Origin of the sequence: Robbsia andropogonis (assembly GCF_000970345.1) — a bacterium.
GTDB lineage: Bacteria > Pseudomonadota > Gammaproteobacteria > Burkholderiales > Burkholderiaceae > Robbsia > Robbsia andropogonis.
Genome location: NZ_LAQU01000001.1, coordinates 412,592 through 430,207 on the forward strand (window position 1 = coordinate 412,592; position 17,616 = coordinate 430,207).

Annotated in this window: 14 protein-coding genes; 10 read left to right on the top strand and 4 right to left on the bottom strand. The window is 60.1% G+C overall.

The features are described 5' to 3' along the window. Positions 1-74 precede the first annotated feature (74 nt). Together tssB and WM40_RS01825 are read right to left on the bottom strand one after the other, a co-directional pair. Complete coding sequence (tssB, locus tag WM40_RS01820) at positions 75-611, bottom strand: type VI secretion system contractile sheath small subunit (protein WP_024905561.1); 537 nt, start codon at positions 609-611, stop codon at positions 75-77. A 105-nt stretch (positions 612-716) separates the two neighbouring features. Next, a complete protein-coding gene (locus tag WM40_RS01825; protein WP_024905562.1) occupies positions 717-1,352 on the bottom strand; it encodes a tetratricopeptide repeat protein in 636 nt (211 codons plus the stop codon). A gap of 589 nt (positions 1,353-1,941) precedes the next feature. Here WM40_RS01825 and tssJ point away from each other — a divergent pair. From tssJ to acpA, 8 genes are all read left to right on the top strand, one after another. Next, complete coding sequence (gene tssJ / locus WM40_RS01830) at positions 1,942-2,568, top strand: type VI secretion system lipoprotein TssJ (protein WP_024905563.1); 627 nt, start codon at positions 1,942-1,944, stop codon at positions 2,566-2,568. Positions 2,569-2,741: 173 nt separating this feature from the next. Then, on the top strand, positions 2,742-4,088 hold the full coding sequence (gene tssK, locus WM40_RS01835; RefSeq protein ID WP_024905564.1) for a type VI secretion system baseplate subunit TssK: 1,347 nt from the start codon (positions 2,742-2,744) through the stop codon (positions 4,086-4,088). Further along, positions 4,085-4,867 carry a DotU family type IV/VI secretion system protein gene (locus WM40_RS01840; RefSeq protein ID WP_024905565.1) on the top strand — a complete coding sequence of 261 codons (783 nt, stop codon included), beginning with the start codon at positions 4,085-4,087 and terminating at the stop codon, positions 4,865-4,867. The genes tssK and WM40_RS01840 overlap by 4 nt, the downstream gene beginning before the upstream one ends. Before the next feature lie 285 nt (positions 4,868-5,152). Continuing rightward, complete coding sequence (gene rbsK / locus WM40_RS01845; protein ID WP_269083073.1) at positions 5,153-6,136, top strand: ribokinase; 984 nt, start codon at positions 5,153-5,155, stop codon at positions 6,134-6,136. Positions 6,137-6,299: 163 nt separating this feature from the next. Then, positions 6,300-7,694 carry an MFS transporter gene (locus WM40_RS01850; RefSeq protein WP_082102372.1) on the top strand — a complete coding sequence of 465 codons (1,395 nt, stop codon included), beginning with the start codon at positions 6,300-6,302 and terminating at the stop codon, positions 7,692-7,694. Between the two features lie 60 nt (positions 7,695-7,754). Then, positions 7,755-8,717 (top strand): dihydrodipicolinate synthase family protein, encoded by a 963-nt coding sequence (locus WM40_RS01855; RefSeq protein WP_082102373.1) that lies wholly within the window; start codon positions 7,755-7,757, stop codon positions 8,715-8,717. A gap of 22 nt (positions 8,718-8,739) precedes the next feature. Beyond that, on the top strand, positions 8,740-9,951 hold the full coding sequence (locus tag WM40_RS01860) for a LacI family DNA-binding transcriptional regulator (protein WP_036012840.1): 1,212 nt from the start codon (positions 8,740-8,742) through the stop codon (positions 9,949-9,951). Positions 9,952-10,179: 228 nt separating this feature from the next. Further along, the gene (gene acpA / locus WM40_RS01865) at positions 10,180-11,979 is read left to right on the top strand and encodes an acid phosphatase (RefSeq protein WP_024905568.1); all 1,800 of its coding nucleotides are present in this window, start codon (positions 10,180-10,182) and stop codon (positions 11,977-11,979) included. Positions 11,980-12,118: 139 nt separating this feature from the next. On the opposite strand, the gene WM40_RS01870 is transcribed toward acpA, so the two are convergent. Continuing rightward, on the bottom strand, positions 12,119-12,634 hold the full coding sequence (locus WM40_RS01870; RefSeq protein WP_046152036.1) for a GNAT family N-acetyltransferase: 516 nt from the start codon (positions 12,632-12,634) through the stop codon (positions 12,119-12,121). A 440-nt stretch (positions 12,635-13,074) separates the two neighbouring features. Between WM40_RS01870 and treF the strand changes: the two genes are divergently transcribed. Then, positions 13,075-14,793: an alpha,alpha-trehalase TreF gene (treF, locus tag WM40_RS01875; protein ID WP_052738120.1), complete on the top strand. Its 1,719-nt coding sequence runs from the start codon at positions 13,075-13,077 to the stop codon at positions 14,791-14,793. Between the two features lie 80 nt (positions 14,794-14,873). On the opposite strand, the gene zwf is transcribed toward treF, so the two are convergent. After that, on the bottom strand, positions 14,874-16,433 hold the full coding sequence (zwf, locus tag WM40_RS01880) for a glucose-6-phosphate dehydrogenase (RefSeq protein WP_024904646.1): 1,560 nt from the start codon (positions 16,431-16,433) through the stop codon (positions 14,874-14,876). A gap of 187 nt (positions 16,434-16,620) precedes the next feature. On the opposite strand from zwf, the gene WM40_RS01885 reads away from it, so the two are divergent. Beyond that, complete coding sequence (locus WM40_RS01885) at positions 16,621-17,313, top strand: aspartate/glutamate racemase family protein (protein WP_024904647.1); 693 nt, start codon at positions 16,621-16,623, stop codon at positions 17,311-17,313. Positions 17,314-17,616 lie beyond the last annotated feature (303 nt).

Below are 17,616 nucleotides of genomic sequence, written 5' to 3' on the forward strand. Positions count from 1 at the left end.
TTTAAAGTTCGTCGACGTGATGCGGTCGAGGGGTAGTACGCGCCATGTGACCGCGCGTAGCCGCAACGTGAGGCTCAGGACGCGTCGTCCTCGCCCTTCCTGCCGGTGACATCAGTCGATGGTTGACGACCCAACGCCTGCAATTGCTCGGTGTTGTGCAACACGTCGCTCAACAGGTCTTCCAACTTGTCGTTGCCCGCCATCTTGTTGCGCAGGTCGGCAAGCTTCGATCGTGCCTCGATCAACTTGCGCAATGGCTCGATCTGCTGCACGACCGCATCCGGCGAAAAGTCGTCGATCGATTTGAACTTCAAGTCCACGCCGAACTTCCCTCCCGCGTCGCTGAGGCGGTTCTCGACCTGGAAAGCCGCGCGCGGTTCCACCGCCTTCATGACGTCGTCGAAGTTGTCGCGATCGATGTTGACGAACTTCCGATCACGCAGCTTCGGCTGCTCGACTTCGGATTGCCCCGCCAAATCCGCCACCACGCCGACGACGAACGGTAGCTCCTTGATCTCGATCGCGTCACCGCGCTCGACTTCATATGACAGTTGCACGCGCGGAGGACGGACTTTCTGCAGCCGCTTCTGCACACTTTCTTTCTTCGCCATCGTCTGTTCTCCTGGTCTGCGTGTTGCCCCGAAGGGTTCGCGCCGAACGGCGTAGTGAAGCGCACGCAGACCGGCGCTTCACCGCGGGGTGCCGCACGTGATGCCTTACTTCAGCGCGCCGAACGGGTTGCTGGATCCACCGCCCGACGAATCGCCTGCCGCATTGGCAGCGGGCGCGGCGTTGTCGGCCGGGGTCGTTGCCTTGCGCGCGGGGGTACGGCGGCGCACGACCTTCTTCGACTTCGGCTTGTCATCCTTGACCTCATCCGGGAACAGCGTGGCTTCGCCAAGCGTGTCCCGCAATTGCTGCGCGAGAATGCGCGCGTCGGTGGTGGCATCGCCGACCAGCGCGCTGTCCTTGCGCAATTCCTCTAGCGACTGCGTGGCAACACGCAAACCGCTGACCGCGAGGACGCTGCGCGCCTGTCGATCACTGTCGTCCCGTTGCAGCGCTTCCTGCGCCGCAACGATCGCCTGACCGTAATGCGCTTGCGAGAACTGGATCTGCGCGATGCGCGACCACGGCTCTTCACGGGTCGGGTCGTTCTTCGCCAACTCCTGATACAACGGAATCGCCTTGTCGGTGTCGCCGGACTTCCAGAGCGCATCCGCGTCACTCAGCTTCTTGTTATAGGCATCGCCCGTCAGAGGTTGCGTCTTCTGGGTCGATGCGCAACCTGCCATCACGGCACAGACGGCCATGGCAAATGCGGCTTTTTGTATATAACGTTGGATGGTCATGTTCCGCCGAAAAAGAAGTTTGTCCCGTACAACTTGTCTCGTTGCACGCTATATCCCTGTCTTTTCATACCCCGAAAGCCATCAGACTGAGTAAAGCCGTCTGGCACACATTCGTTCGACAGTTTTAAAGCGCACTTTGTAAAATAACGGCTGTTATAGTACAGGCCATTCTGATGACTGACAACGGGCCGACAGGAGGTGGACAGACTCATCCCCCACCGCATTTCGTTGTTTTTGGTGTATTTTTAGTGACTAGCATCATCATACGCAAAACGAATGCACGGCGCCTGAGGCCTTCTTTATCCGACGATGAATCTTTGATGTCGAAACATGAAAAATCGAGAAGAAAGTGACTAGACAACTCTACATTGAAAGGTTATCGAAAGAATAAATTCCGGGATATGGCACAAGCAATCGTTGTTGGACGTCGCCAGCAATAAGTAGCGTTGCGGACGGCGCGATACCGAACCGTAGCGGATATATCGCCGATCGACCTGGTTATGACATCACGCGCGGGTCTCCGTGACCGATGAGCGTGCAAAGAAAAGCGAAAAGAATGATGGCAAGAGAGAAAACGGTACGTCGAAACATGGCGCACTGGGGGGAAAAGCGGTGGCTACGCATAACGCTTGGCGTAGCCTGTGCTATCGCGCTTGGCGGCTGTGCGGCCGGCGTTGGCTTAATTGGCACGGCTGGATCGGCGGCCCTGCAGGCGGTAGGCATCGGCAAGCCGCCGGTACCTGACTCACAGAAGCCGCCCCGGCAGATCACATTGACATTGGATGCCGGTACGAATCTGAATGCCGGCACATCGAAGCGTGGGGTTGCGCTTGTAGTGCGGTTATATGCGCTGAAAGACCCTACCAGTTTCCAGCAAGCGCCATTCGATACGTTTCTCGATCCCGATAAAGAAAAGCAGGTTCTCGGTCAAGACCTGATACAAGTGCGTGAAGTAACCCTTATTCCGGGGCAGCGCTATACATCAACTGAGAAGGTACCGTACGAAGCCGGCGCTTTTGGTGTGGTTGCACTATTTCGCCAACCGGCGACACAACGGTGGCGATTAGTGTTCGATCCAAAGAAATCTGAAAAATCCGGCATTTTGATTGGCATGCATGCCTGTGCAATGACTGTCACGGCGGGGACACCAATTGTCGCATCGGATAGCGCAGCCCAGCAATCGCTTAATATGCTTTCCATGGTGAATTGCCAATAGCAATCATTCATTTCCAAATAGGAAAAGTGAATAGTAATGAACGGAAATATCGACCGATTTTAATCATGTACGATGCGGATTCACGTAAAAATGTCCGCCTCATTCACTACCCCACCGAGAATCTCCGGATTGCAAACGGGTAAAAACATTGACGTGGCGTAGCGGGGAATCAAATGAGTTATTCAGACAAAGTTTTATGGGGTGAAGGATTGTTCCTCCGCCCCCAGCACTTCCAGAAACAGGATGCGTATCATGAAGCGCGGCTGTTCGAGGCCACCCAGGCGCTCCAGCCTTACAACTGGGGCGTTCGGACATTGCGCGTCGACCTGGATGCGCTGGGCAGCAATGTGCTGCGTCTCTCCCAACTGTCACTGGTCTTCCCCGACGGCGAATTGTATGCGGCGCCCCAGGCCGACGCGCTACCGCCGTCAGTCGCGCTCGACACGATGGCGGAAGGCACGGACGAGGTCGTCTTCTATCTCGCCATGCATCCGACGCGTGATGCCGGTCGTAATAGCGCCGATGCCGACGAGCAAGGATTCACTGCCCGTTTCGTGGCCGAAACGCAGATGGCGGCGGACCTCTACACCGATGCGGTGGAGGCTGATGTGACCGTCCTGAAAAAGGCCGTGCGGCTGGTGGCGCAACACGAGCCGCGCGACCAGTTCCTGGCGGTGCCCTTGGTACGGGTGCGGCGCACCGCGACATCAGGCTGGGAATTGGACGAAAATTTCGTGCCGCCCAGTCTCACCATCGAGGCCTCGCCGTTGTTGATGAATCGCTTGCGCCGCCTGATCGATGCGCTGCAGGCCAAGGTTAATGCGCTGTATGGTTTTCACCGCGAACCGAGCAAGAACATCATCGAATTTCGCTCGGGCGACATCGCCTCGTTCTGGCTGCTGCATACCGCCAACGCAGCGTTCGCGACGCTCGCGCACCTGCATCAGCATCCGGCGATGCATCCGGAGCGGCTCTTCCAGGAATTATTGCGCGTCACCGGTCAACTGATGACGTTCTCGAAAAACTATACGCTGGCGGATCTACCTCCGTATAAGCATGACGAGCCTGGTACAGGCTTCGCGCGACTTGACGCGATGCTGCGTGAATTGCTCGACACCGTTATCTCGGAGCGGTACTTCATCATTCCGCTGGAACAGGTTCGACCGTCGTTTCACCTGGGCCGCATCGACTCCGGCAAGATCGACGAGAAGACCACGTTCTTTCTGGCGGTCTCGGCGGACATGCCGAACGTCGAATTGGTCGAAGCGGTACCGGCACGTTTCAAGCTTGGCGCGCCGGACGACGTCGACAAGCTCGTGCAGTCCGCCATGCCGGGTCTGCGCCTGAGCTATACCCCGCAGGTTCCACCGGCCATCCCGGTGCGTCCGGGCGTCTGCTATTTCTCGCTGGATACGCGCGGCATGCTGTTCGAGCGCATGCTGCAAGCGCAGTCACTGATGATCTACGCGCCAGCGGGCATCAATAACCTCCGTATCGAATTAATCGCGGTCACATCATGAGTCAAGCCCCTTCGCTGTTTGGCGACCACGCCCCCAACCCCGTGCATCCGACGAATGCCGCGCCGCCGGCCTATGAAGTCAAGTCACTTCTGGATCTGTTGTACGACGGATTCTTCATGCTCTTCCTGCTCAAGCGCGGCCGGGAGCCAGAAAACGTCGCGAACTTCCTGGATCGCATCCAGCAGTTCCTCAACGATTTCGAGCGTGGCGCAAAGAAGATGAATGTGGCGGCCGAGGATATCTTCATGTCCAAGTTCGCTTTCTGCGCGGCCATCGATGAGTCAGTGCTCGCATCCACTTTCTCTATCCGCGACGAATGGGAACGACGGCCGCTACAACTCCTCCTGTTCGGCGAGCAACTGGCGGGGGAGAACTTCTTCCGTTATCTGGAGGACTGCCGCGCGCAAGGCATCGCGCGCCTGCAAAGCCTGGAAGTGTTCCATATGTGCCTCTTGCTGGGCTTCCAAGGAAAGTATCTGCTGGAAGGCCCGGAAAAGCTCGCGTACCTGACCGCTCGGATTGGTGACGAGATTGCGAACATGAAAGGCAAGCGTGCGGCATTCGCGCCGCACTGGGCGTTGCCCGATCAAATCGAACACACCCTGAAGCGGGAAGCGCCGCTATGGAGCTTCGCGGCGGTTTTCCTGCTGATTGGTATCGTCGCATTGCTTGGTCTGCAGAGCTATTTGCGAAATGCAACACTGCAGGCGTTGGCGCCGTATTCGGATTTGGTCAAGGTCGGCCCACAGCAAGCCAGCCTCACGATCACACTGCCCTAGGCTTGACAGATTGCCACGCCACGGCAAATAGCAGAAAGGTCTTCGTCGACATGGCATTGCCGCGCACGCCTTCCGCGCGGCGCGCAGAGAAACGCTATCGACGGGAGACCGTCATACCTTGAACGCTCAAGGGTTTACCCCTTTCTCGCTTCCACTACTTGCGTTTGCAATCGCTTTCAGCGGAAAATGTAAGCGCTAACACTGTTGCAGAGCAGAAATGCAAGCAACGATGTAAGCGCTAACATACCGACACCAAGAAGGTGTCTTGACGAAGGAGCATGCGTCTTGAGCCCGGTCACCCCCGCCGTTTTCCCGAAGAACCCGTCGATCGTCGTGGTAGGCAGCGCCAACATGGATCTGGTGGTCCGTGCCCCACGGCTGCCCGTACCCGGTGAAACGTTGGCCGGCACCGGCTTCGAAACCGTTCCGGGCGGCAAGGGCGCGAACCAGGCCGTGGCCGCGGCGCGACTTGGCGCGGCGGTGGCGATGATCGGCTGCGTGGGTGAAGATGCATTCGGCACGACATTGCGCGACGGCCTGCAAGCCGATGGCATCGATACCCGCCTTGTTCGCACCGTTCCCGGCAGCAGCGGGATCGCCGTCATCAGCGTCGCGGAGGACGGTGCCAACAGCATCGTCATCGTCGGCGGCGCCAACGACGCGCTCACGCGCGCCGATGTCGACCGTGCGGCGGCAACAATCGCGGCAGCGGACATGCTGATCTGCCAGTTGGAAACGCCGCTCGATACGGTCACGCACGCCATTGCGAGTGCGGTCCGCCAGCACACACCGGTGTTGCTGAACCCGGCGCCAGCGCGGCCGCTGCCGGGAGCACTGCTCGCGCAGGTGGACTACCTGGTGGTCAACGAGACCGAGGCCGAACTGCTGTCCGGCGTTCCGGTACGTACGACGCAAGATGCCGAGCGCGCCGCCGCCGCGTTGCTCGAACAGGGCGCGCGCTGCGTGATCGTGACGTTGGGCGCAAATGGCGTCTACTGGCAAACAAGAAGACATCCGGGTGCAGGTGACGGCAACGGCCGCGCCGACGATGCGTTGCGCGGGTACGTACCGGCACACAAAGTAAAGGCTGTCGACTCGACTGCCGCGGGCGACACCTTCGCCGGCGGCTTTGCCGCGGCCCTTGCGGCAGGACAGGAAATTGTCGACGCGATCGCGTTCGGCCAACGCGCGGCGGCAATCAGCGTCACGCGTCACGGCGCGCAGACGTCCATTCCCACGCGCGCCGAAGTGCTCGCCCAAGCGGACTGACCCGCGTGCCGTGACGATTTTTGGGACAAAGATGCGCCTCACGGAGGCGCGGCGGCTTCACGCGACGGCGCCCTGCAACGATCGGTCTCGATTGATTCGATTTCATGGCGTAAGGCGAAGGCGGACAGGCCGCCCGACGGATTACTGATACAGAGAGGGTTCAATGCAATCAAAACCGAGCGCGGCCAGCCTGGCCCATGGCGCCACCACACCGTCGTCGACCGCCCCGGAAGTCACAAAGGTCAGTCCGTCCGCGTATGCATCACAGTTCGCACGGAATGGTGGGTTGCCGGCTCCGGCACGTATCCGCCGCACGCAGGTCATCGCGCTGACACTGCTGATGATCAGCGGCATCATCAATTACCTCGATCGAGGCGTGCTGTCCGTCGCGAACTCGCTGATTCGCGACGACATGGGACTGTCGTTGACGCAGATGGGCTTTTTGCTTTCCGCTTTCTCGTGGACGTATGCCATCTTCCAATTACCGGTAGGTTGGCTTGTCGACCGCATCGGCGCGCGCACATTGCTGGGCCTGGGCTTGATCGTCTGGTCGCTTGCACAAGCGGCGGGCGGCATCGTCGGCACATTCGGCTGGTTCATCGTCGCGCGTATCGTCCTGGGGATCGGGGAAGCCCCGCAATTCCCTTCCGCCGCACGCGTGGTCAGCGACTGGTTCCCGCTGCGCGCCCGCGGCAAACCCACCGGTATCTTCAATTCGGCCTCGCCACTGGGCTCGGCCCTGGCGCCGTTATGTCTGTCGGTTCTGCTGACATCGTTCCACTGGCGTTGGGCATTCATCATCACCGGTGCGGCGGGACTCGTCGCCGCCATTGTCTGGCTGGCGATCTACCGGAATCCGGACAGGTCCCGGATGAACGCCGACGAATTGGCCTACCTCGAACAGGACGCGGATCAATCCGCCACGACGGCACGTCCGGCGATGTCGTTGGATGACTGGCTCGGCCTGTTCCGTCACGCCACTACCTGGGGAATGCTGATTGGCTATTTCGGCTCCGTCTATTTGAACTGGGTCTACCTGACCTGGTTGCCGGCCTACCTGACGTCCGAGCGCCATATGAGCCTGGCCCGCACGGGTATTGCCGCGTCGGTGCCGTTTTTTTGCGGCTTTCTGGGATCATTGTGCGCGGGATGGTTTTCCGATCTGGTCACCAGCAAGACCGCACAACCGGTCATCGCCCGCCGCAATGCGGTGGTCTTAGCCATGCTGGGCATGGTGGCATTCACGATCCCGGCGGCCCTGGTGCAAAGCAATACCGTCGCGCTCGCCTGCATCTCCGTCGTGATTTTCCTCGCGAACGCAGCGTCGGCGAGTTCGTGGGCGCTGGCGACGGCAGCGGCCCCGCCAAGCAGGATCGCATCGCTCGGGTCATTGCAGAACTTCGGCGGCTTTTTGGGCGGAGCGCTGGCCCCGATCCTGACGGGCGTCATCGCCGGACACTGGTCGTTCGTTCCAGCGCTGTTGACCGCCGCCGGTATCGCTTTCGTTGGCGCCATGAGCTATCTGATCCTGGTGCGCAAGCCGATCGTCGAAGGCTGATCAGCAACGCTCCCATTTCTCATACCGTTTTTGTTTCACGTTCAAGACAAGGTGCTATCGATGTCCTCTGCTTCCACCGCATCCACGGGAATTTCCACTGTCGTCAAGGGTATCGTGCCCGTGATGCTGACGCCGTTCCATGAAGACGGCACGATCGATTATCAGGGGCTGGACCGCCTGGTCGAGTGGTACCTGGCGAACGGTTCCGACGCGCTGTTCGCGGTCTGTCAATCCAGCGAAATGCTGAAGCTGACATTGGAAGAACGTGGCGCGCTGGGCAAGCATGTCGTTGACAAGGTTGCCGGCAGGGTGCCGGTGGTGGTATCCGGGCATATCAGCAACGATCTGGAAAAACAGGTCGAGGAACTGCTGGTCGCGGCCAAGACGGGAGCGGACGGCATCGTCCTCGTGACGAACCGCCTCGATCCGGAACAAAAAGGTACGGATGCATTTCTGTCGAATCTGCAATACCTGCTGGATCGGTTGCCGGCCGACATGCCGCTGGGCCTGTACGAATGCCCGGCCCCCTACCGCCGTCTGCTGACGGATGAAGAACTGCGTTTCTGCATCGACACCGGCCGCTTCATCATGCTGAAGGATGTGAGCTGCGACCTGGACACCGTGAAGCGCCGCGTGAAACTGGCGGAAGGCTCGACGCTGCAGATCTTGAACGCCAACGCGGCGATCGCACGGGATGCGATGCGCGCCGGCTCGGGCGGCTTCAACGGCGTGTTCACGAATTTCCACCCGGACCTCTACAACTGGCTTCGAAACCACGGTGACGAAGACCCCGCGCTAGCCGATGAACTCTCGACGTTCCTGGTGCTATGCGCGGTCTCGGAATCGCTCGGCTATCCGGCGCTCGCAAAGATGTACCATCAACGTATCGGCACGTTCTCCTCCATCCGGTGCCGCGTGATCGACTTCGATGTGCGCGAACGATTCTGGGCGTTGGATGCGATCCTCGACAAGATTGTCGACGGAACCGAACATTTCCGCGCCCGCATTGCCAAGCGCGCTTGACCCCTTACCTATCGCCGCATCGATGCCCGTTTCCGACCCTGCCGACCAGCCTCCCGTCTCTACGCCGAAAACCGGCAAGACCGCGCGTACGCGGCGAGGCAATGGGCGCAGTGTGCTGGAAGATGTTGCACGGCATGCCGGCGTATCCACGGCGACGGTCTCGCGCGTCTATAACGATCCAGGCAAAGTCTCGGCGGCAGTCCGCATACGTGTCGAAGCTGCCGCCAAAGCGTTGAACTGGATTCCGCATGCGGCCGGACGTGCGCTGGCCTCCACCCGCACGCATATCGCCGGCATCATCATCCCGACGCTGGACGATCACGTGTTCGCCTCGCAAGTGAGCGGCATGCAAGCCGCGTTCGCCGAGCACGGTATCACGCTCTTCCTCGGCTGCTCGAACTACGACCCCGCCCAGGCACTGACACAGGTCCAAGCGATGCTTGCACGCGGCGTGGAAGCGATGGCGCTGGTTGGTGAAGCCCATCCGCCCGAGGTGTTCGAGGCCCTGCGGCGCTATCGCGTGCCCTATGTCGTCACGTACGCTTATCGGCGCGACAGCCCTCATGTATGCGTCGGCTTCGACAATGCCGCCGCGTATGAGCGGATTGTCGACAAGCTGGTGGGATTAGGCCATCGGACCTTTGGCACGGTGTTCCAGCCCGCCGATGATAACGACCGGGTACAAGCCCGGCAGCGGGGATTACAGGCCGCTTTGCAGCGGCATGGCCTGCTCATCGCGCCGGAACATCGACGGGAAGGCCCGGCCACCCTCGCGTTCGGCCGCGACAGCCTGCGCGCGATCATGGGCCTCGATCAGCCCTTGCTCGAACGGTCCACGCGTTCGCCTGCCACGACCTCCGGGGCACGCCGAGCCCACAAAGCGGCGCCATCGGTCCGCCGTCCGACCGCGATCGTCTGCGGCAATGACATGCTTGCGCTGGGAGTCTTGCGCGAGGCGGCCGCGAACGGCCTCGTTGTACCCGAGGACCTGTCGGTAACCGGCTTCGATGACCTCGCACTTGCGGCAGAGGCACACCCCCCGCTGACGACGATGCGGGTCGACACGCACCGCATCGGCCGTCTTGCAGCCGAGCGCTTGCTGGCCATGATGCAGGCCGCCGCGACGGGCGGCGGGGGGAGCGCGGCCAACAGCAAGGACAACGTTTTGCCGGGTCATGATATCGAACCCGAATGGCTCGAACGCGGCTCCACCGCGCCGGCACCGCCGCGTTGAATGCGCATCGGCTAGCACCGAACGCGCGCGCAACGTCCGACGACCCCGTGTGTCCGGTTTATGACGTCATCACACTGTCATATTACGATCCGATGATACGCGCGATTGTGTAAGCATATCGACGTGTCGTATCGCCCGCGATCGGGCGTCCCGGTGCTCCGCGTGCCTTCGCGAAGTCTTGAGCACGCCCCCCAAGCCCCCTCAATCCATCCGAGAAGGAATCGTCTCATGTCGAAGCCTGTGCCGCCGTCGCAAACCCCGCAAGACCCTACGCTGTCCTCCACCACCGCGGACACCGCATCTGCCTCGACAGGCAACGCCGAAGGAAGCATCCAGAAAGAAGGGCGCCGGCGTTTTTTGGGTGGTCTGACAGCGATGGGGCTCGGCGGCGTGCTGGCCAATGGGGAGTCCGTCGCCGCGCAGCATGGAGACACGCATCGGTCCGCGCCGCTGCCGGCGCATACGGTCGACAAGCTGCTGCGTGAACGTGTCAAGCACGTCGTGGTGATCTACGCGGAAAATCGCAGCTTCAACAACCTGTTCGCGGATTTTCCTGGTCTGCAATCGCCATTGTCGGCGGTGCCACCATCGGCATATCGGCAGTTGGATCGCGACGGCGTGACGGTGCTGCCAAAGCTGCCCGTCGTCCCCGATGGCTGGGCGCCGAAAGACCAGGTCGCGGACGGCATCACCTACAAGGCCGGCGAACAATATCAAACCGACCTGCCCAATGCGCCATTCCCACTACAAGGACCGCAAGGCGAAGCGCTGCCGTTGTCTATCGTCACGCACGACCTGTGGCATGTGTTCTACCAGAATCAGATGCAGATCAATGGCGGCAAGAACAATATGTTCGTGGCCTGGGCCGATTCTGGCGGCTTTCCAATGGGCTATTACACCAACACCAGCTATAGCCTGCAGTTGTGGAACCTGGCGACCGAGTTCGTGCTGTGCGACAACTTCTTCCAGGGCGCATTCGGCGGGTCCTTTCTGAATCACCAGTATCTGGTGGCCGCCACGCCGCCACGCTATCCGAATGCGGCGTCGCGCATCGGCAAGTCCACGATTGCCACCACTGTCAGCGGTGATCCGCGCGACCCGAATCTCAAGCCGTTGCCTGAATCGCCCGCCAGCGCAATGAATGGCATCCCGAAATTTGGTCCGAGCGCGCTGACGCCGGAAGAAACGCTGGCTGACGGATCGAAACTCAGCTATGGCGTCAACACGATGTTGCCGCCCTATATCCCCACCCCGCCGGATGTCAAGCTCGACGCGAACGGGATAGCGGACATGACCAATCCGGCCAATGCCAAGGTGTGTCCGCCGCAGCATCATGAACACATTGGCGACAAGCTCGACAAGAAAGGCGTGTCATGGGCGTGGTATTCCGGCGCCTTTCAGCAAGCCATCGATGCGCAGGGCAAGAACATCACCAACGGCACGCCGGTCATCCCGAATTTCCAATGGCACCACCAACCGTTGAACTATTTCGAGAACCTCGGCCCGAATACCGCGTCACGTCGCGAACATCTGCGTGATGGCGGGCTGGGCGATGCAACGTCGACGAATCATTTCCTCGCTGACGCGCAGGCAGGCACGTTACCCGCCGTGACGTTCTACAAGCCGCAAGGCAATCTGAACCTGCACGCCGGCTATGCCGACGTGTCGTCCGGCGACCGGCATATCTCGCACATCGTCAATGTGCTGCGCAATAGTCCGCAATGGAAGGACATGGTCATCGTCATCACCGTCGACGAAAACGGCGGGTGGTGGGATCATGTCGCCCCACCGAAGGGGGACCGCTGGGGTCCTGGCACGCGCATCCCGGCCTTGGTGATCTCGCCGCTGGCAAAACGCGGCTTTGTCGATCACACGCAATACGACACGGGCTCGATCCTGCGTCTGATCACCCGCACGTTCGGCCTCGACGTACTCGATGGCCTGAAGGAAAGGGACGATGCGCTGCGCGCGAATGGTTTCCCCGCCATGGGCGATATGACCAATGCACTGGATCTGGCGAAACGCTAGATCCGTTATGACGATCCCCCTCGCCGCACGGCGGGGGGCGAATTGATCACTGCCGCGTAGTCCATTCCGAAGCGTTCGACGCCGTTGGATCGCGTACCGCTTTCAATGGCACACCCTGCACCCTGGCGGCAAGCAGGGGTCAATCCAGTTGCAGACGATAAAAACGCGAATCCACGGCCATCCGCGGAAAACGGTCTGGCAACGCATCGGCGTCCGTCTGGACAAAGCCGTGTTTCTCGTAAAAACGATGCGCGGCCAGAAACATGGCGGTGGTGCCGAGAAATATTTCCGCCACGCCCCGCTCACGCGCGCTTTGCAGCAGATGCGCCAACAGGGCATGGGCCACACCGAACGTGCGCCCACGATACGGCGCTGAAACGAACATCTTGCGTAACGCCGCCTGCCCCGCGCCAATGTCCTTCAGGCCGATCGTGCCGACCACCATCGCGCCACGCACGTCGTCTTCGACCTCCGCCACCCAGAAGTTACCGCATCCCTGCTGGTAGAACGTTGGAATGGCGCGCAGGTCGGGCTGCTCGTCCACCGTGATCGGAACGCCGAACTCCTCGCGTTGAATCCGCAAAACGACATGAAGGACCGCCTGTTCATCGGAAGGCTTGAAGGGACGGATACGTACCAGGGAAGAGGCTTGCATAAAGAACAGGAAAAGCGTGCTGAAAAAAGAAAAAAAGCGTCGAGCAGTGACAGTATCCGCCGATACATGGCGTAGTGTCCATGCCAACGCTGACCCAAAAAACAACCGGCGCCATACGACCATGCGCCTGACACGCCACTGGGCGCCCTCACCCAACGATTTTTCGAAAGCGCCAACGTGGATGTGCATTCTTCCATTGCATTGCAGATCACGCGTTGATCATGCCGGCCTGAACAATGCCGCAACGGTCGCACCAGCCGATGCTTCCTGCGTCACGGTGGAAACAGCGTGATGTTTCATCGTACTGTCAGTGACCCTTCATTGTGCTTACCAATGAAATCCATCTGGCCGCAAGGTCTACCCCCGCACGCGGTCCCGGCGGCGGCGCATCTCTGCTAGAGTGAAGCGACGTGCTTTAGACGCAATAAGGAGGCAGGAAGATGACGCATCGCTCCACAAAAGTACTTGCGCAAGGAGGGAAAGCTCCCGGCGTCGAACATGTCGTGGCGGCGGACGGACGAACGCCCGCCGATCGCTACCAGGAAATGTTTGTCGCCATACAGCAGTCGCGCGTCTTTCCCGACAGCAAGACGTTCGTCGATTGCCAGCCGTTACGTGATCCGCAATCGATCGTCGCACGGTACCGGGAGAATCACGCGTTGCCGGGCTTCGACCTGCGCGCTTTCGTTGCCGACCATTTCATCACGGAACCGGTACACAACAGTCATTACGTCTCGGACCCCGCTCAACCCATCGGGGCGCATATCGATGCGCTGTGGGATGTCCTGACCCGCACCCCGGACTCCCACCCCGCGAATGGCTCGTTGCTGCCGGTGCCCTTCGACTATGTCGTGCCAGGTGGTCGTTTCGGTGAAATGTACTATTGGGATTCTTACTTCACGATGCTTGGCATGGCGGAAAGCGGGCGGCACGGATTGTTACGCAACATGGCCGATAATTTCGCTTTCCTAATTGATGCCTATGGCCATATACCCAATGGCAACCGCAGCTACTACCTAAGCCGTTCGCAACCGCCGGTGTTCGCGTTAATGGTGGATCTTTTTGAGGAGCACGGCCTGAAACGCGCCGTGCATTTCCTGCCCCAGTTATTGCGCGAACACGCCTTCTGGATGGAAGGCGCCGAGGACACGCTACCGGGCAATGCCTATCGCCACGTCGTGCGAATGGAAGACGGGGCATTGCTGAATCGATATTGGGATGAACGCGACACGCCGCGGGATGAGGGGTTTCTCGAGGATATCGAAGCAGGACGCCTAGCCGGTGTGATCAAGGATATCAGCGCCCACGGCACGGTGCGGACCGAGGCAAGTGGCGCCGTCGTGACACCAGAGACGTTCAAATCGGAATTGTTTCGCGACCTGCGCGCCGGCGCCGCGTCCGGCTGGGATTTCAGTTCGCGTTGGCTGGCCGACCCTGACGATCTTTCGACGATCCGCACGACCGCTATTCTGCCGGTGGACCTCAACAGTTTCCTATACAAGCTGGAAACACAGATATCGCGTCTTAGCGGGGCAAGTGGTGACGAAGCAGGCCAGGAACGTTTTCGTGGTTTGGCGGAGGCACGCCGCGTTGCCGTAGACCGTTACCTGTGGAGCGACTTGACGAGCGCTTACGTGGACTACGACTGGAAACTCGGGAAGCCGCGCGAAGAATTGACGGCCGCCGCCGCTACCCCGCTGTACGTGGGCCTAGCGACGCAGCAGCAAGCACATCAAGTAGCGCAAGCCATGTCCGTCAAGCTGTTGGCGCCCGGTGGACTGATGACCACCGAGCGCGACAGCCCGCAACAATGGGATCGTGCCAACGGCTGGGCGCCGCTGCAATGGCTTGCGATAAAAGGATTACGCCGCTACAACCAGCGTGAACTCGCGCAGGATATCGCCCATCGCTGGCTGGATACGGTGGGCGCACTCTATCGACGAGAAAGCAAATTGGTGGAAAAGTACGCGCTGCATGCAGATAACGTTAGTGATCCGCATGATGTCGTTGGAGGGGGCGGAGGGGGCGAATATCCATTGCAGGATGGGTTTGGATGGACCAACGGCGTCACCCGCAAGCTGCTCGCGGAGCATCCTTCGCATCGTACCCACCAGGCATGCGCCGGGGAACATCGACACGGACACCCGCGTTCGCAGTGACCCGATGACGGTGATCACTGCGGGCCCATGAGGTGCATCTTGCCGGCCAGGCACGACGATGCCGTGCATGACCTTTTCACTCACTTCGCCGGCCGCGTCAATGACGCCCATTGACGTCCATCGCGGGCAAGCAGTTCGTCAGACGCACTCGGCCCCTCGGACCCGGCGGCGTACAATTGCGGACCGCTCTTGTCGGTCGCCCACGCTTTGATGGCCGGATCCACGACCCGCCATGCCGCCTCGATATTGTCGGCGCGCTGGAACAGCGTGGCGTCCCCGCACAGGCAGTCATATAGCAATGTCTCGTAGCCCACGTTTGGTGTTTCGCTGAATGCGTCTTCGTAGCGGAACTTCATTTCCACACCCGCGAGATCCATTTTCTGGCCGGGTACCTTTGCACTGATGTTCAATGTCAACCCCTGCACCGGCTGAATGTTCAGGACGAGGTCATTCGGCGTCAACGCCTCTACCGGCTCATCCTGGAACATCGCGTAGGGAGCGGACTTGAAGCGCACGACGACCTCCGTGCGCCGACCCAGCATCGACTTCCCGGTACGCATGTAAAACGGCACGCCGGACCAACGCCAGTTATCGATCTCCAGTTTCAACGCAACGTAGGTCTCGGTATTGCTGTCTGGTGCGACGCCCTGACTTTCACGATAAGCCTTCACGGGACGGCCATCGACGGTGCCAGAGGCATACTGTCCTCGCACCGCATTTTCCGGTGTCACCGGACGAATCGCCTCGAACAGTTGCTCCTTTGCGTTACGCACGGTCTCCGCCGAGAACGAATTCGGCGGCTCCATGGCTACCATCGCCAACAATTGGAACAGATGGTTCGGCACCATGTCGCGCAGCGCGCCGGTGGGTTCGTAGAATGCACCACGCCCCTCCACACCCACCGTTTCCGCGGCGGTGATCTGAACATGATCAATATACTGACCACGCCACAGCGGCTCGAACATACCGTTCGCAAAACGGAGCGCGAGGATGTTCTGTACCGTCTCTTTACCGAGAAAATGGTCGATTCGATAAACCTGATGCTCATCAAGTACGCCGAGGATCTTCGTATTCAACTCGCGGGCGCTGGCCAAGTCCGAACCAAACGGCTTTTCGATCACAACGCGACGGAACGCGCCCGCGCTTTCCCGGGTCAGTCCAACCTTGCCAAGGTTTTCCACGACCGTCGAGAAAAAGCGTGAGGCCACGGCGAGGTAGAACACAGCGTTGCCGTCTATCTGCTCACCCAGTTTCCGCAATGCGTCCAGATCCGTGAAATCGGCCTGCAGATAGTGCAGGCGGTTCGACAGATCTCCCCACAGCGCGGCATCGATCCGCGGCGTGTAGAACTCGGCGTTCGGGTCTTTCGTGAAGGTTTGCATCGTCTGGCCAAGTTCTTCGCGCCATGACGCATCGCTCCCAGGCACGCGATCCACGCCGATCACCTTGAACCCTTTGTCCAGCGCATTGCTGCCAATCAGGTTGTACAGCGCGGGCGTCAACAACCGCTTCGTCAGGTCGCCGTGAGCGCCAAAGATGACGAGCGTGCAGGGTGGCGCCGGTTCCAATGCTGCCGGCGCGGGTGGAGCGGACGTGCCGGCGTCGCGCCGCGGAGATGTGACGTTATTGATTGAACCCATCAAAGACACTCCTTCTTTGAAAACCTGCTTGCCAGGACGGCGCAGCAATATCAATGCACTTTTCAGCATACTGCAGCCAATGGATGTTGGCGGACTGTAGGGAAAGCCGGTAGCATCGTCACCGTACACCACGCGCCTGCCTGCGCGTGCCATCATCCTGCGTTCTTATTCCACTCCTGTTCGAACCATGTCGCCCAAGCCGCTTGGCATCCTGATGCTGGACACGCAGTTCCCTCGCCCACTGGGCGATGTGGGCAATCCCGCAAGTTATCGCTATCCCGTGATACTGCGGCGCGTGGAACACGCCACGCCCGCGCGGGTTGTTCATGACCGTGCCGTCGGCCTCGTCGATCATTTTTGCAGCGCCGCGCGCGCCCTTCAAGACGCAGGATGCCGCGCGATCATTACGAGCTGCGGATTCCTGGCGCTGCATCAACAACGGCTGGCGGACGCGGTAAGCATTCCCATGGGCACGTCGGCATTGCTGCTGGTGCCGATGCTGCGAACGCTGCTTGGCGCGCATGTGTCGGTAGGCATCTTGACAGCGTCCGCCACATCATTGAGTGCGGATCATCTGCGCGCCGTCGGCGTCGATCCAACCACCCCCATGCAAGGCATTGCACCGGATAGCGAATTCGCCCGTGTCATCATCGGTAATCAAGCGACGGGAAATATGGACGACGTCGCCCGCGATGTGGTGGCGGGGGCGCAAGCACTGATGGAAAAAGCGCCGCATATTGGCGCGATCCTGCTCGAATGTACGAATATGGGACCTTACCGGGATCGTATCGAGAAGGTATGCGGATGCCCAGTGTTCGACCTGATTGATCTGGCAAACTTGCTGATGCTATCCACGCTGGGCGGAATGCCGCCGCGCTGAATAGGCAACTACTCATTCGGCAATGGCTGGGGTAGATCGACGCGCGCCACGCCGCCGGCATTTTGAAGTGCGGGCGGCATATTTTTTTGAGATGCATCGGGCATGTGGTATCGGTAGGCATTGTCCCGTTTTTGCATGCCGTTGCGCTGTTTTGATATCAGTTGAATAGTTCAGCAGGCCAAGATGCGTAGTGGTTCACAATGTCAACATTTTAAGGGTTAACCCCTAAAATCCAACGGTACATACGACGCGTGCACGTAGTGATGGACGGTGTGGCGAAAACCGTTTGATGGTGATCGGCAG